General features: G+C 73.1%; 13 protein-coding genes. 12 read left to right on the plus strand and 1 reads right to left on the minus strand.

Annotated elements, in window-relative coordinates; genetic code table 11:
- Window positions 1-101: 101 nt before the first annotated feature.
- A complete protein-coding gene (locus RIN46_RS07290; RefSeq protein WP_309080146.1) occupies window positions 102-791 on the plus strand; it encodes a hypothetical protein in 690 nt (229 codons plus the stop codon).
- 88 nt (window positions 792-879) lie between these two features.
- On the opposite strand, the gene RIN46_RS07295 is transcribed toward RIN46_RS07290, so the two are convergent.
- A complete protein-coding gene (locus RIN46_RS07295) occupies window positions 880-1,845 on the minus strand; it encodes a quinone oxidoreductase (RefSeq protein ID WP_309080145.1) in 966 nt (321 codons plus the stop codon).
- A 122-nt stretch (window positions 1,846-1,967) separates the two neighbouring features.
- Here RIN46_RS07295 and argC point away from each other — a divergent pair, with 122 nt between their 5' ends.
- The 11 genes from argC to tyrS all read left to right on the plus strand — a co-directional run bounded on the left by argC (window position 1,968) and on the right by tyrS (window position 14,851).
- Window positions 1,968-2,999: an N-acetyl-gamma-glutamyl-phosphate reductase gene (gene argC / locus RIN46_RS07300; RefSeq protein WP_309080144.1), complete on the plus strand. Its 1,032-nt coding sequence runs from the start codon at window positions 1,968-1,970 to the stop codon at window positions 2,997-2,999.
- 17 nt (window positions 3,000-3,016) lie between these two features.
- A complete protein-coding gene (argJ, locus tag RIN46_RS07305; protein ID WP_309080143.1) occupies window positions 3,017-4,228 on the plus strand; it encodes a bifunctional glutamate N-acetyltransferase/amino-acid acetyltransferase ArgJ in 1,212 nt (403 codons plus the stop codon).
- A 7-nt stretch (window positions 4,229-4,235) separates the two neighbouring features.
- Window positions 4,236-5,207, plus strand: a complete 972-nt coding sequence (gene argB / locus RIN46_RS07310; RefSeq protein WP_309080142.1) for an acetylglutamate kinase — start codon at window positions 4,236-4,238, stop codon at window positions 5,205-5,207.
- Window positions 5,204-6,601 carry an acetylornithine transaminase gene (locus tag RIN46_RS07315; protein WP_309080141.1) on the plus strand — a complete coding sequence of 466 codons (1,398 nt, stop codon included), beginning with the start codon at window positions 5,204-5,206 and terminating at the stop codon, window positions 6,599-6,601. The genes argB and RIN46_RS07315 overlap by 4 nt, the downstream gene beginning before the upstream one ends.
- Entirely contained in the window at window positions 6,598-7,587 is a 990-nt protein-coding gene (gene argF / locus RIN46_RS07320) for an ornithine carbamoyltransferase (RefSeq protein WP_309080140.1), read from the plus strand. The genes RIN46_RS07315 and argF overlap by 4 nt, the downstream gene beginning before the upstream one ends.
- On the plus strand, window positions 7,584-8,141 hold the full coding sequence (locus RIN46_RS07325; RefSeq protein WP_309080139.1) for an arginine repressor: 558 nt from the start codon (window positions 7,584-7,586) through the stop codon (window positions 8,139-8,141). Before argF ends, RIN46_RS07325 begins: the two co-directional genes overlap by 4 nt.
- Before the next feature lie 116 nt (window positions 8,142-8,257).
- Entirely contained in the window at window positions 8,258-9,703 is a 1,446-nt protein-coding gene (gene argH / locus RIN46_RS07330) for an argininosuccinate lyase (protein WP_309080138.1), read from the plus strand.
- A 57-nt stretch (window positions 9,704-9,760) separates the two neighbouring features.
- Window positions 9,761-10,465, plus strand: coding sequence for a DNA-3-methyladenine glycosylase (locus tag RIN46_RS07335; RefSeq protein ID WP_309080137.1), 705 nt, complete (start codon window positions 9,761-9,763; stop codon window positions 10,463-10,465).
- Between the two features lie 11 nt (window positions 10,466-10,476).
- A complete protein-coding gene (locus RIN46_RS07340; protein WP_309080136.1) occupies window positions 10,477-11,013 on the plus strand; it encodes an adenine phosphoribosyltransferase in 537 nt (178 codons plus the stop codon).
- Between the two features lie 162 nt (window positions 11,014-11,175).
- Window positions 11,176-13,503, plus strand: coding sequence for a UvrD-helicase domain-containing protein (locus RIN46_RS07345; protein ID WP_309080135.1), 2,328 nt, complete (start codon window positions 11,176-11,178; stop codon window positions 13,501-13,503).
- Window positions 13,504-13,534: 31 nt separating this feature from the next.
- Complete coding sequence (gene tyrS / locus RIN46_RS07350) at window positions 13,535-14,851, plus strand: tyrosine--tRNA ligase (RefSeq protein WP_309080134.1); 1,317 nt, start codon at window positions 13,535-13,537, stop codon at window positions 14,849-14,851.
- Window positions 14,852-15,314: the final 463 nt, after the last annotated feature.

The following is a 15,314-nucleotide window of genomic DNA, read 5'->3' on the forward strand; positions in this document are numbered from 1 at the left end:
AGGGATTCGGCCCGGCGCCGCCCTGCCGCCCGGCGCCCGCCGCGGCTAGGGTAGTGATATGACCGTCACCACCGCTCGCCGCGTCCGGGACGGCGCCTAGCATGGCCGCCATCCCCGGGGTCCGACTCGCCGCGCTGCCGCTGAGCTTCGCGGCCGGCCTGCCGGGGGACTGGCTCACACCCGCGGAGCGCGACCGCGCCGCGGAGTACGACGACGGCCCGTCCCGGCGCGACTTCGTCGCGGGACGGCTCGGCGCGCGCTTCGCGGCGGCCGCCGTGCTGCCGCACGCGGCCGGGCGGCCCGAGCGCATCGGCCTCACGGGCCACTGCCCGCGCTGCGGGGAGACGACCCACGGGATCCCCGCGCTGAGCGTCGACGGCGAGCCGGGCGACCGGCCGATCAGCTACGCGCGGGCGGAGGGATGGCTGCTCGTCGGCTTCGCGGCGGCGGGGCAGCGGATCGGCGTGGGCCTGTGCCCGCCGTTCGGCGAGGAACTGGACCTCTTCACCGCCACGCAGCAGGCCGCCCTGCGGCTCTTGCCCAGGAGCCGGCGCCGCATCGAGGCGGGGCGGCGCTGGGCGCTGCTCACCGCCCGCGGGAAGGCGGTCGGCATCGGAACCGACGTCGTCGAGCCGGAACGGCTCGCCACCGAGGTGGCCCAGCGCCGCGAGCGCGCCGGCACCCTGGCGGCCGTCGGTGTCACCGTCCTCGCCACGGGCGAGGACACGCCCGGCGAGGTCGCGAGTCTCGGCCGACTGCTCGCGGCCGTCGTGGTGGACGAGGTCCGCTGAGCGATCCGCTGAGCGGCTCGTCGGAGCCGTTCCGTTGAAGCCGGCCCTGACGAGGCCGGCTCCAACCTCGTCTCTCAGGCCGGCTCCCTCAGGGGATCAGGACGAGCTTGCCGGTGGTGTTCCGCGACTCGAGGTCCGCATGGGCCCGGCGGGCCTCCTCCAGCGGGTAGGCCCCGCCGATCCGCACCTTCAGCTCGCCGGAGGCGACCTGCCCGAAGACGTCGCGGCCGCGCCAGGCGCGTTCGTCGGCGTCGAGCAGGTGATCGCCGAGCTTGGGCCGGGTCACGAACAGCGAGCCGGCGGCGTTGAGCCGCTGCAGGTCGAAGGGCGGGACCTGGCCGGACGCGCCGCCGAAGAGCACGAGCGTCCCGCGCTTGCGCAGCGCGGCGAGCGAGGTCTCGAACGTGGCCTTGCCGACGCCGTCGTACACCACGTCCACCCCGCGGCCGCGCGTGACCTCGTCGACGGTCGCCTCCACCTCGCTGTACCCGACCACGTGATCGGCGCCGGCCTCGGCGGCCAGGCGCGCCTTCTCCGGGGTCGACGTGGTGGTGATGACGGTGGCCCCGAGCCGCTTGAGCATCTGGGTGAGCAGGCCGCCGACGCCGCCGGCACCCGCGTAGGTGAGGACGACGTCGCCCGCGCGCACCTGGTACGTGGAGTGGACGAGGTAGTGCGCCGTGAAGCCCTGCAGCGGGACGGCCGCCGCGGTCTGCAGGTCCACGCCGTCGGGCACCCGCACGGCGCGCCCGGCATCCAGGAGCACGTGCGAGGCGTAGGCGCCGTCGGCCTCGGCGGTGGCGACGCGGTCCCCGGGCGCGAAGTCCGTGACGCCGTCGCCGACGGCGGCCACCGTGCCGGCGCACTCGCTGCCCGGCACGAACGGGTACTCGACCGGGTAGACACCCGAGCGCTGGTAGGTCTCGATGAAGTTCACGCCGACGGCGGCGACCTCCACGAGCAGCTGGCCCGGACCCGGCTCCGGCAGCGTGAGCTGGACGCGTTCGAGGACCTCCGGGTCCCCGGCCTGCGGGACGTGTACGGCGTACGGCAAGTTCCCTCCAACCACTCGGATGCGATGCCGCCACCTTACTGGGTGGGCAGCCGGGACCGCCCGCCGCGCGTCGCAATGAATAATTATTAGCGACCGTGCATAGAAACGACTATGGTGGGGCCATGACGATTTCAGCTGCCGTGTCCGGAGCCAGCGGTTACGCCGGGGGAGAGGTCCTCCGTCTGCTCAGCCGCCACCCCGAGGTCGAGATCGGCGCGATCACCGCCCACAGCAACGCCGGGCAGCGCCTCGGCTCCCTCCAGCCCCACCTGCTCGGTCTGGCCGACCGCGAGCTCGTCGACACCACGGTCGAGCACCTCGCCGGGCACGACGTCGTGTTCCTGGCCCTGCCGCACGGCGCCAGCGCGGAGATCGCCGCGCAGCTGCCCGAGGACGTCCTGGTGATCGACGCCGGCGCCGACCACCGGCTCGAGTCCGCCGACGCGTGGGAGCAGTTCTACGGCTCGCCCCACGCCGGGACCTGGCCGTACGGGCTGCCCGAGCTGCCCGGGGCCCGCGAGCAGCTGGTCGGGGCGCGCCGCATCGCGGTGCCCGGGTGCTACCCGACGAGCGCCCAGCTGGCCCTGGTGCCGGGGTTCGCCGCCGGGCTCCTCCAGCCCGACGACGTCGTGATCGTCTCCGCGTCCGGTACGTCCGGTGCGGGCAAGGCGCTGAAGCCGCACCTGCTCGGCTCCGAGTCCATGGGCGGCATGAGCCCCTACGGCGTCGGCGGCAGCCACCGCCACACCCCGGAGATGGAGCAGGGCTTCTCCCGCGCGGCCGGGGGCCCGGTCACCGTCTCCTTCACGCCCACGCTGGCCCCGATGCCGCGCGGCATCCTCACCACGGCCACGGCGAGGGTCCGGCCGGGCACGACGGCGGCGCAGCTGCGCTCGGCGTGGGAGGAGGCCTACGCCGGCGAGGCGTTCGTCCACCTGCTGCCCGAGGGGCAGTGGCCGTCCACCAAGCAGGTCCTGGGCTCCAACCACGCCGTCCTGCAGCTGGCGTTCGACGAGCGGATCGGCCGCGTGATCGTGGTCGCCGCGATCGACAACCTGACCAAGGGCACCGCCGGCGGCGCCGTCCAGTCCATGAACCTGGCCCTCGGCCTGCCGGAGCTGGCGGGCCTCGACTTCGAAGGACTCGCCCCGTAGGGCGCAGGAGGAACCGCATGAGCACCCCAGCACTCCCGCAGACCGCCACGGCGGAGCAGGGCCCCTTCGGGATCGCCGCCCCGGCCGGCTTCCGCGCCGCCGGCGTCCCCGCCGGGCTGAAGTCCACGGGCAGGCCCGACGTCGCCGTCGTCGTCAACGACGGACCGCTGAAGTACGCCGCCGCCGTCTTCACCTCCAACCGCGTGGCCGCCGCGCCCGTGCACTGGTCCCGCCAGGTGGTCTCCGACGGGCGCGCCGACGCCGTCGTCCTGAACTCAGGCGGCGCCAACGCCTGCACGGGGCCGGAGGGCTTCGGCAACACGCACCGCACCGCCGAGCACGCCGCCGAGCGGCTGGGCGTCAGCGCGGCCGACGTCGTCGTCTGCTCCACCGGATTGATCGGCGTGCAGCTGCCCATGGACCGGCTCCTCCCGGGCGTGGACGCCGCCGTCGAGGCGCTCGGCACCGGCGGCGGGCACGACGGCGGGGCTGCCGCGGCGGAGGCGATCATGACCACCGACTCCGTCCCGAAGCAGTCCGGGTTCGCCGGCACGGGCTACAGCATCGGCGGGATGGCCAAGGGCGCCGGCATGCTGGCGCCCGGCCTGGCCACGATGCTCGTGGTGCTCACCACCGACGCAGCGGTCGAGCCGGCGGAGCTGGACCGGGCCCTGCGCGCGGCCACGCGGGTCAGCTTCGACCGCGCCGACTCCGACGGCTGCATGTCCACCAACGACACCGTGGTCCTGCTGGCCTCCGGGGCCGCCGGCGCCCCGGCCGATCCGGACGAGTTCGCCGCCGGGCTGACCGCCGTCTGCACCGACCTGGCGCTGCAGCTCATCCACGATGCCGAGGGTGCCGCCCACGACATCGCGATCCGCACGTTCAACGCCGCGAGTGAGGCCGACGCCGAGACGGTCGGCCGCGCCGTCGCACGCTCCAACCTCTTCAAGACCGCGATCTTCGGGCAGGACCCCAACTGGGGCCGCGTGCTCTCCGCCGTCGGCACCACCGACGCCGCGTTCGAGCCCGACCGGCTGAACGTCTCCATCAACGGGGTGCAGGTCTGCCGCGCCGGTGGCGTCGGCGAGGACCGCGACCTGGTGGATCTCTCCGGCCGGGAGGTCACCGTGGAGATCGACCTGGCCGCCGGCGACGCCGAGGCCACCATCTGGACCAACGATCTCACGCACGACTACGTGCACGAGAACTCCGCCTACAGCAGCTAGGGAGACCATGGAACACGACGCCACCACCGCGCCGGCACGCCCCGCCGCCCCGACGCTCCACGGCCGGGAGCACTTCCCGAGCGCCCAGCGGAAGGCCGAGGCCCTCATCGAGGCCCTGCCGTGGATCCAGCGCTACGCCGGGACCACCATGGTCATCAAGTACGGTGGCAACGCCATGGTCAACGACGCCCTCCGGCGCGCGTTCGCCGAGGACATCGTGTTCCTGCACCACGCCGGCATCCACCCTGTGGTGGTCCACGGCGGCGGCCCGCAGATCAACCGGATGCTCGAGCGCGTCGGCATCGAGTCCGAGTTCCGCGGCGGCCTGCGTGTCACCTCGCCCGAGGCGATGGACGTGGTGCGCATGGTGCTCACCGGTCAGGTCCAGCGCGAGCTGGTCGGCCTGATCAACTCCCACGGGCCCTACGCCGTCGGACTCTCCGGCGAGGACGGCGCGCTGCTGCGCGCCCGCCGGACCGGGACGGTCGTCGACGGCGAGCCCGTCGACCTGGGCCTCGTCGGCGAGGTGGTCGGCGTCGAGCCCGGCCAGATCACCGACCTGCTCGCCGCCGGCCGGATCCCCGTCATCTCCTCCGTCGCCCCCGAGGTACACGACGACGGCGGCCCCACCGGCGAGGTCCTCAACGTCAACGCGGACACGGCCGCCGCCGCGCTCGCCGGGGCGCTGGGTGCCTCCAAGCTGGTCATCCTCACCGACGTCGAGGGACTCTACGCGGACTGGCCGGACCGCGACTCGCTGATCTCCTCGCTCACGGCCGCCGAGCTGCGCGCCCTGCTGCCGAGCCTGGAGTCCGGCATGATCCCCAAGATGGAGGCCTGCCTGGCCGCGGTCGACGCCGGCGTCGGACGGGCGGCGATCGTCGACGGCCGCCAGCCGCACTCGATGCTCCTGGAGGTCTTCACCACCGCGGGCATCGGCACCGAGCTCGTCCCCGACGCCGAGGAGGCCGACCAGTGAGCCCGACCGACGGCACCGCCCCGCAGCATCAGTCCGGCGCTGCCACCGGCGCCCCGGAGCCGGTCGACCCGACGGCAGCGGACCTCACCGCCGCCGATCTGACCGCCGCCGACCTGACCGGGATCGGCGCCACCGCACCGCGCCGGCCCCGCGCCGCCGCACCGGGAAGCCCGGAGGCCGCGCAGGGGCAGGAGCTGCTCGCCCGCTACGGCGAGTCGCTGATGGGCGTGTTCGGCACGCCGCAGCGCGTCCTGGTTCGCGGCTCCGGCTCCACCGTGTGGGACGCGGACGGCAAGGAGTACCTGGACCTGCTCGCCGGGATCGCGGTCAACGCGCTCGGCCACGCGCACCCGCTGATCACCTCCGTGGTCACCAGCCAGCTCGCGACCCTGGGCCACGTGTCCAATTTCTTCACCAGCCCCACCCAGATCGCCCTCGCTGAGAAGCTCCTGGAGCTCGCCCAGGCGCCGGCCGGGTCCCGGGTGTTCTTCGCGAACTCCGGCACGGAGGCCAACGAGGCCGCCTTCAAGCTCGCCCGCCGCAACGCCGGTGGGGACGGTGCCCCGCGGCGCACCCGCATCGTAGCGCTCGAGAACGCGTTCCACGGCCGCTCCATGGGTGCCCTCGCGCTCACCTGGAAGCAGGCCTACCGGGAGCCGTTCGAGCCGCTGCCCGGCGGTGTCGAGTGGGTGCCCGCCGGCGACGCCGACGCCCTGCGCGCCGCCGTCGACGAGACCGTGGCCGCCGTCTTCATTGAGCCCGTCCAGGGCGAGGCCGGCGTGCGCGGGTACGACGACGGCTACCTGGCCGCCGCCCGCGAGATCACGCGCGCCGCCGGCGCGCTGCTGATCTTCGACGAGGTGCAGACCGGCATCGGGCGCACGGGATCCTGGTTCGCCTCCGAGGGCGTGCTCCCTGACGCCATGACCCTCGCCAAGGGACTCGGCGGCGGATTCCCGATCGGCGCGCTCGTCACGTTCGGCCCGGAGGCCAGCTCCCTGCTGACGGCCGGGCAGCACGGCACCACCTTCGGAGGCAACCCGGTGGCCACCGCAGCGGCCCTGGCCACCCTGCACGCGATCGAGTCCGGCGGCCTCCTGGGCCACGTCCACCGCGTCGGCGCCCAGACCGCCGACGCCCTGCGCGCCCTGGACGTCGTGACCGACGTGCGCCAGTACGGGCTGCTCCTCGGCTTCGACCTCGCCGAGGAGATCGCCCCCGCCGTCGTCACCGCCGCCCTCGACGCCGGCTTCATCATCAACGCCCCCGGCCCGCGCACCCTGCGCCTGGCCCCGCCGCTGAACATCGCCGCCGACCAGCTGCGGCGCTTCACCGACGCGCTGCCCACCATCTACCGGACCGCCCTCGAGCGGACCGCGAAGGAGAACGCATGAGCACCACGCTGCGCCACTTCCTGGCCGACACCGACGTCACGCAGGCCGAGCAGGCCGAGATCCTGGACCTCGCCGCGGCGATGAAGGCGGACCGCTTCGCGTACCAGCCGCTCGCCGGACCGCAGACGGTCGCCGTCGTCTTCGACAAGACCTCCACCCGCACGCGCGTCTCCTTCGCGGCCGGCATCGCCGATCTCGGCGGGAACCCGCTGATCATCAACCCGGGGGAGTCCCAGCTCGGGCACAAGGAGTCCTTCGCCGATTCCGCGCGCGTCTTCAGCCGCATGGTCTCTGCGGTCGTGTGGCGCACGTACGCCCAGGCCGGCCTGGAGGAGATGGCGGCGCACTCGACCGTCCCGGTGATCAACGCCCTCTCCGACGACTACCACCCGTGCCAGCTGCTTGCCGACCTGCTGACCGTGCGCGAGCACAAGGGTGCTCTGCCCGGGCTGACCATGACCTACGTCGGCGACGCCGCCAACAACATGGCCGCGTCCTACCTGCTGGCCGGCGTCACCGCCGGCATGCACGTGCGCGTCGCCGGCCCGGCCGGCTATCTCCCGGCCGACGGCGTCGTGGCCGCCGCGCGCGCCCGTGCCGCCGAGACGGGCGGCTCCGTGACGGTCACGGAGGACGCGGCCGAGGCGCTCGCCGGGGCCGACGTCGTCGCCACCGACACCTGGATCTCCATGGGCCAGGAGGACGAGAAGGCCGAGCGGCAGGAGCTCTTCCGCGACTACGCGCTCACCGCGGACGCGCTGCGGCTCGCCTCCGACGGGGCGATCGTGCTGCACTGCCTGCCCGCCTACCGCGGCTACGAGATCGACGCCGACGTCATCGACGGCCCGCAGTCCGTGGTCTGGGACGAGGCGGAGAACCGCCTGCACGCCCAGAAGGCGCTGCTCGCGTGGCTGCTGGCGAAGTCCGGCCTCGCCGAGGCCGCGACGGCCGGTCTGGCCCGCGCCGGCCAGGAGCGATCGGCGTGAGCACCGACGAGGCGGGCACCCGGGACCGGGGCGTCGACGCGGACGGGGTCGCCAAGGGGCAGCCGTCCACGAAGACGGCCCGTCAGGAACGGATCAAGGCCATCCTCGCGGTCGAGTCCGTGCGCTCGCAGGCGGAGCTGGCCCAGCTGCTCGCCGCCGAGGGGCTGCAGGTCACGCAGGCGACGCTCTCCCGCGACCTGGTGGAGATCGGCGCGATCCGCGTGCGCGGCAACGAGGGCGGCCTGGTCTACGCGGTGCGTAGCGAGGGCGGCGACCGCGGGCCCCGCACCGCCGTCGCGCAGGAGGTCCTCGACGCGCGCCTGGCCAAGCTCTGCGCCGAACTGCTCGTGACCGCCGAGGCCTCGGCGAATATCGTGGTCCTGCGGACCCCTCCGGGCGCGGCGAACTGGCTGGCCCTGGCGATCGATCACTCGATCATGCCGGACGTGCTCGGCACCATCGCCGGCGACGACACGGTCATGATCATCACCCGCGACCCCGCCGGCGGCGAGGATGTGGCGGCGCGCTTCCTGGCGCTCGCCGACCAGGCCTAGCCGGACCGCGCAGGGCAGCGCCTGCAATGCATAGTTATGTACACTAGTGAATAAGTTTGCCACGCTGGCCGTGGCACGTCCTCGACGCCGGCCCCGCCGGCACCGAAAGGAGCGGCATGTCCTCCCAGGCTGAATCCGCCAAGTCCCAGGCCACCAACGAGGGCTCCCTCTGGGGAGGCCGCTTCGCGGGCGGTCCGGCCGACGCGCTCGCCGCCCTGAGCAAGTCCACCGACTTCGACTGGCGCCTGGCCCCCTACGACATCGCCGGCTCCCGCGCGCACGCCCGGGTCCTCCACCGGGCCCGGCTCCTGACCGACGACGAGCTCGAGGGCATGATCGACGCGCTCGACCGGCTCGAGGCCGACGTCCGCTCGGGCGCCTACACGCCGTCGGAGAGCGACGAGGACGTGCACGGCTCGCTGGAGCGCGGCCTGATCGAGCGCGCCGGGCCGGCCCTCGGCGGCAAGCTGCGCGCCGGCCGCTCGCGCAACGACCAGATCGCCACCATGGGCCGGATGTTCCTGCGCGATCACGCGCGGATCATCGCCCGCGGCGTCCTCGACGTCGTCGACGCGCTGATCGCCCAGTCCGAGGCGCACCCGTACGCCCCCATGCCCGGGCGCACCCACCTGCAGCACGCGCAGCCCGTCCTGCTCTCCCACCACCTGCTCGCCCACGCCTGGGCCCTGCTGCGCGACGTGCAGCGGCTCGCCGACTGGGACCGCCGCGCCGCCGTCTCCCCGTACGGCTCCGGCGCGCTCGCCGGCTCCTCCCTCGGCCTGGACCCCAACGCCGTCGCCGCCGAGCTGGGCTTCGACTCGGCCGTGTGGAACTCGATCGACGGGACCGCCTCCCGCGACGTGTTCGCGGAGTTCGCCTGGGTCTCCGCGATGATCGGCGTGGACCTCTCGCGGATCTCCGAGGAGGTCATCTTCTGGGCCACCAAGGAGGCGTCGTTCGTGACGCTGCACGACTCCTACTCGACCGGCTCGTCGATCATGCCGCAGAAGAAGAACCCCGACGTCGCCGAGCTCGCCCGCGGCAAGTCGGGACGCCTCATCGGCGACCTCACGGGCCTGCTGGCCACGCTCAAGGGACTGCCGCTGGCGTACAACCGCGACCTGCAGGAGGACAAGGAGCCCGTCTTCGACGCCGCCGACACCCTCGAGCTCCTGCTGCCCGCGGTCTCCGGCATGGTGGCCACCCTGACCTTCAACACCGAGCGGATGGCCGAGCTGGCGCCGCAGGGCTTCGCCCTGGCCACCGACATCGCCGAGTGGCTGGTCCGCCAGGGCGTGCCCTTCCGCGAGGCGCACGAGCTCTCCGGGGCGGCGGTCCAGGCCGCCGAGAACCGCGGTGTCGAGCTCTGGGATCTCACCGACGAGGAGTACGCGGCGATCTCGCCCGAACTGACCGCGGACGTCCGCTCGGTGCTCACCACGGAGGGCTCGCTGAACTCGCGCAGCTCCCAGGGCGGCACCGGACCCACCGCCGTCGACGCCCAGCTGGCCGAGCTCAAGCGCCAGGCCGCCCCGCTGCGGGAGTACGCCGCCGGGGCCTGAGCGCCCGGCCCCGAGGAGGCCGGCCCCGAGGAGGTCGGCCCTGGGTACGCTGGGGCCATGACGCACACAGGCTCCGCAACCGCGCACCTCCTGGCCGAACCGGCCCGCGTCGTGGCCCCGCGCCTGCTGGGCAGCACGGTCTCCACCTGCGTCGACGGGCGCACGGTCTCCATCCGCCTCACCGAGGTGGAGGCCTACGAGGGCGGCATCGACCCGGGCTCGCACGGCTACCGCGGCCGCACGGCCCGGAACTCGGCGCTCTTCGGCCCGCCGGGCACGCTGTACGTGTACTTCACCTACGGCATGCACCACTGCGCCAACATCGTCTGCGGGACGGACGGCACCGCCTCGGCAGTCCTCATGCGCGCCGGCGAGGTCGTCTCCGGCGTCGACACCGCCGTCGCGCGGCGGGGACGGGCCGGCGCGCCGGGCCCGCAGCTGGCCAGCGGTCCGGCCCGGCTGGCCCAGGCGCTCGGCCTGACCCTCGAGCACACCGGGCTGCCAGTCGACCACGGCACCGCGGGCATCCACGGCGTCGGGACGATCGCCCTCGAGCACGTCGCGGACCGGGCACCGCTGCACTCCACGGGTCCGCGCACCGGCGTCTCCGGGCCCGGCGGCGGCCCCGAGTACCCGTGGCGGTTCTGGCTCGAGGGAGAGCGCTCCGTCTCCCGCTACCGCCCGGCCGCGGTCCGGCGCAGAGAGTCCGGCGGCCGCCCGGCGGGCGGCGCAGCGGCAGGCGCCGCCGGGCCGCGCGGCTAGAATCTTCTACCGTGCAGAACTCTGAGGAACCTATCGCCGACCTGCTCGACCGGCTCGCCGCCGTCGTCCCGGACTATCCCCGCCCGGGGATCTCCTTCAAGGATCTGACGCCGGTCTTCGCCGACGCGGAGGGTCTGAAGCGGATCGTCGACGAGGTCATCGCCCCCTTCGCCGGGCGGTTCGACGTCATCGCCGGGCTCGAGGCCCGCGGTTTCGTCCTGGCCGCCGCCGGCGCCTACGCAGCCGGCACCGGGATGGTCACGCTCCGCAAGAAGGGCAAGCTGCCCCGGGAGGTCCACACCGAGGACTACCTGCTCGAGTACGGGACCGCGACGCTCGAGCTGCACCGCGACGACATCGCCCCCGGCACCCGGGTCCTCCTGCTCGACGACGTCCTCGCCACCGGTGGGACGGTCGGCGCGGCCGTGCGCCTGGTCGAGCGCGCCGGCGCCGAGGTGGTCGGCATCGGCGTCGTGCTTGAGCTCGACGGGCTCGGCGGCCGCGAGAGGCTCGCACCGCACGAGGTCCACGCGCTCCAGCGCGTCTAGTCGGGCACTCCGAGGGCGCGGCCGGCGCGGTCCGTCCGGTTGCGGCCGCGTGGCGCCGAGCCGGCAGATCCGGCCTCCGGCCGCGTTGCACCCGGGGCCCCGGTACGACGGCGTAGACTGGTACGCCCTTCATTTCCGCTTCACCTTCAGTCAGGAGCATCCATGGTCGACGTACCGACGTCAGCCTCGGACTTGGATTCGACGACGGATCTGGACCGCGAGCGCCAGCACGTGGCGACCCTCTACCGGCGGCTGGACGAGCTGCGCGCGGAGAAGACGGAGCAGCTGGCCCGGATCCGCCGCCAGGGAGCCGTCGGCTCCCTGCAGAATCAGTCCGAGCGCGACTCCTACGCGACGCTCTACGAGGACCGGCTGGCGCAGCTGAACGCCGTGGAGGAGCGCCTGGTCTTCGGCCGGCTGGACATGGACGGCGTCGACCTCGCCGGCGCCTCCGGCGACGACGCCGTCGACCTCGAGGCGCTCGAGGCCGGGGCGACGCGCTACATCGGCCGCATCGGCCTGACGGACCAGGAGCAGCGCCGGCTCATGATCGACTGGCGCGCCCCGGAGGCCGGCGCGTTCTACCAGGCGACGGCCCACGAGCGCCTCGGCGTGCGCCGCCGCCGTCACCTGCTCCTGAAGGGCCGCGGCGTCGTCGGGCTCGAGGACGACGTGCTGGACGAGACGCTGCTCGACGAGGTGGCCGTGCACCAGGGCGAGGGCGCCCTGCTGGCCGCTCTCACCCAGCGCCGCACCGGCCGGATGGGGGACATCGTCTCCACCATCCAGTCCGAGCAGGACCGGATCATCCGCACCCCGATGTCGGGCGTCCTCGTGGTCCAGGGCGGCCCCGGCACCGGCAAGACCGCCGTGGCGCTCCACCGCGCCGCCTACCTGCTCTACGAGCACCGCGAGCGGCTGAAGTCCGCCGGCGTGCTCCTGGTCGGCCCGTCGCAGTCGTTCATGCGCTACATCGAGCGCGTGCTGCCCTCCCTCGGCGAGACGGGCGTGGTCATGGCCAGCATCGGCCAGCTGATGCCGGGCGTCGACGCCGTCGCCGAGCCGTCCCGCGAGGCCGGCCGCCTCAAGGGCGATCTGCGGATGGCCGACGCCGTCAAGCGCGCCGTGGCCCGCCGGCAACGGCTCCCGCAGGGGGATCGCCGCGTCGTCGTGGAGGGGACGCCGCTGACGCTGACCGTCAAGCAGGTCAAGCGCGCCCGCGACAAGGCCCGGGCCACCGGCAAGCCCTACAACGAGGCCCGCGCGACGTTCGTCAAGTCCCTCGTCAAGGAGCTCGCCGACCAGCTGGAGGCGAAGCTCGAGGAGTCCTCGGGCGGTGGGAACAAGGCCGACCGCTCCTACCTCGTGGAGGACGTGCGCGCCGCGCGCGACGTGCGGATCGCGCTGAACCTGTGCTGGATGCCCATCACCCCGCAGAAGCTGATCGCGGACCTGCTCTCCCGACCCGAGCAGCTCGTCGCGGCCGCGCCCCACCTGAGCGCCCGCGAGGTCCTCACCCTGCTGCGTCCCGCGGACGCCCCGTGGACCGAGGCCGACGTCCCGCTGCTCGACGAGGCGGCCGAGCTCCTCGGCGACTACGCCGAGGCCGCCGGGCACGCCGCGGAGGCCTCCAAGCGGGACCGGGAGCTCGCCGAGGCCACCATCGAGGCGACCAACGCCATGCTCGAGGAGAAGGGCAACGACGGCCTCGTGACCGCCGACGAACTGCTCGACTTCAACCGCGAGACCGGCCCCGCCGTGAGCGCCGCCGAGCGCGCGCGGCTGGACCGCACCTGGGCGTACGGCCACGTGGTGGTCGACGAGGCCCAGGAGCTCTCGCCGATGCAGTGGCGGTTGCTGATGCGCCGGTGCCCCATGAAGTCCTTCACGGTCGTGGGGGACATCGCACAGGCGTCCTCGGCCGCGAGCGCCACCAGCTGGGACGGCGCCCTGGAGCCGTTCGTGGGGGACCGGTTCCGGCTCGAGGAGCTGACCGTCAACTACCGCACGCCCACCCAGATCGCCGAGGCGGCCGCCCGCGTGGCGCAGCGCGCCGGGCTGACGGTCTCCACGCCGCGGGCCGTCCGCGACGGCCAGTGGCCGCCGGTCGTGGACCACGTGGAGGGGAACGACGTCGTCGCGCACCTCGCCGAGGTCCTGCCCGGCGAGGTGGAGAAGGCCGAGGGCGGGCTGACGGCCGTCATCGCGCCCAGGACACTCCTCGCCCAGGCGCGGCGCGCTGCCGTCGGGCTGTTCGGCCGGCGGGTCGGCATCGGGTCCGGCGGGGTCGAGCAGGACGTCGTCGTCACCACGGCGCACGAGGCCAAGGGACTGGAGTTCGACGTCGTCGTGCTCCTCGAGCCGGAGGACCTCGTCGCCGAGGCCGACGGCGGGCTCGGGGACCTCTACGTCGCGATGACGCGCGCGACCCAGCGGCTGCGGGTGATCGCCGCCAAATCGGTGCCGGAAGGTTTCGAGCCGGGTTCCTGAACCCGTTCCCGGAACTGCTACGTTAAGGCGCGTGTCACCGACTGAATCCAACGCCGTTCTGGCGCAGCAGAAGAACGATCCGAGCTTCGAGAACATCTGGCAGGAGCTCAAGTGGCGCGGCGTCGTGCACGTGTCCACGGACGAGGCCGCGCTCGAGGAACTGCTGGCCGGTGACCCGATCACCTACTACGTCGGCTTCGACCCGACGGCTCCGTCCCTGCACCTGGGGCATCTGGTCCAGCTGCTGAACATGCGCCGGATCCAGCTGGCCGGACACCGCCCGCTCGGGCTGGTCGGCGGCTCCACGGGTCTCATCGGGGACCCCCGGCAGACCGCCGAGCGCGTCCTGAACACCCGCGAGGTCGTGGGGGAGTGGGTGCGCAAGCTGGAGGCCCAGGTCGCCAACTACCTCTCCTTCGAGGGCGCGAACGCCGCCCGGATGGTCAACAACCTCGACTGGACGGCCCCGCTGTCGGCCATCGACTTCCTGCGCGAGGTCGGCAAGCACTTCCGCGTCGGCACGATGATCAAGAAGGAGATCGTCGCCGCGCGCCTGAACTCCGACGAGGGCATCAGCTACACCGAGTTCAGCTACCAGATCCTGCAGGCCATGGACTTCCTGCAGCTCTACCGCGACTACGACTGCGTGCTGCAGACCGGCGGCTCGGACCAGTGGGGGAACCTCACCGCGGGCACCGAGCTGGTGCGCAAGGTCGAGGGCCGGTCGGTGCACGCGTTCGGCACCCCGCTCATCACCAATGCGGACGGGACCAAGTTCGGCAAGAGCGAGGGCAACGCCATCTGGCTCGACCCGGAGATGTGCTCGCCGTACACCTTCTACCAGTTCTGGCTGAACACCGCAGATGCCGATGTCGCGGAGCGGCTCAAGGTGTTCACCTTCCTGGGCCGCGAGGAGATCGAGGCGCTCGAGACCGCGACGGCGGAGCGCCCCTTCGCCCGCGAGGCGCAGAAGCGCCTCGCCTGGGAGGTCACCGCGCTCGTCCACGGCGTCGACGCGACGGAGAAGGTCATCGCTGCGTCGCAGGCCATGTTCGGCAAGGGCGACATCACCGAGCTGGACGAGTCCACGCTGCGCGCCGCGACGGCCGAGCTGCCGAGCGCCGAGTACGCCGGCGAGCTGAACATCGTCGAACTGCTGCTGGCGTCGGGTCTGGTGGACTCGAAGTCGGCCGCCCGCCGCGCCGTCGCCGACGGCGGCGCCTACGTCAACAACACGAAGGTCGCCGACCCGGAGACCGTCATCGCCCGCGAGGAGCTGATGCACGGACGCTTCCTCCTGCTCCGCCGCGGCAAGAAGAACCAGGCGATGATCGAGGTCACCGCCTAGCCGGTCCCTCGGTCGTTCCCGGGCGGCGGGCTGCGACGTCCCGCAGCGGAGCTGAGGGGGAGAAGCCCGGAATACCGCGGATTCTGGGACGACACGCCCGGGCGTTCACCCCGATTTTGCGGGGTGCTGGTTTCTGTGTAGAGTATTTCGAGTCGTCGCGACGAGGACAGCACGGAGAGATCCGGGGCTGAGGATCGAAGCGGTGGCGGAACCCTTTTTTCCTTTTTCTCTGAACCGTTTCGGCGGGTGTTCTCGAACGCCCTGGGAATGGTGGCGGGGAAAGGGGGTTGCGGGTTCTCCGGTGTGGTGCGGGTCGCAGGTTCTGCGGTTTGCATCGGCGGGGGGATGCGGGTAAGGTATTCGAGTTGCTTCGGAGCGAAGCGGTCGGGATGAATGGTCCTGGTTGTGGTAGTCCGGGGTGTCTGTTGTTTGAGAACTCAATAGTGTGCCAAGTTTGTTGATA

This window comes from Zhihengliuella sp., assembly GCF_031178195.1.
Classification (GTDB): domain Bacteria; phylum Actinomycetota; class Actinomycetes; order Actinomycetales; family Micrococcaceae; genus Zhihengliuella.